Genomic DNA, 265 nt, shown 5'->3' on the forward strand with positions numbered 1-265 from the left:
GTGCACTTCAAACTAGAAGACAAAAAACCCTGAATCCTTTCGATCGTAGATTCAGGGGGGTTCAGACATTAGATAATTTGATGCTCTTTTAAGAAATCCGTAATTCTTTTCGTATTTTGATTATCGTTAAAGCTATTGATCTTCAAATATTTTTCTTTATATTCATCTTCCACAACATACTGATGATCGATCGCATGTTTGACAAGATGTATTAGCTCTTGGGTGTTATATGCAATCGGTCCTGGTGCATTTTCTTCGTTCACAG

1 protein-coding gene is annotated in these 265 nt (G+C 35.5%); it reads right to left on the reverse strand.

Annotated features, from left to right (window positions below):
- Nucleotides 1–68 precede the first annotated feature (68 nt).
- Nucleotides 69–265, reverse strand: a 197-nt coding sequence (locus SB775_RS30405; RefSeq protein WP_410864981.1) for a CDP-glycerol glycerophosphotransferase family protein, incomplete at its 5' end; no start/stop codon positions are given.

The organism is Peribacillus sp. SIMBA_075 (assembly GCF_046534585.1).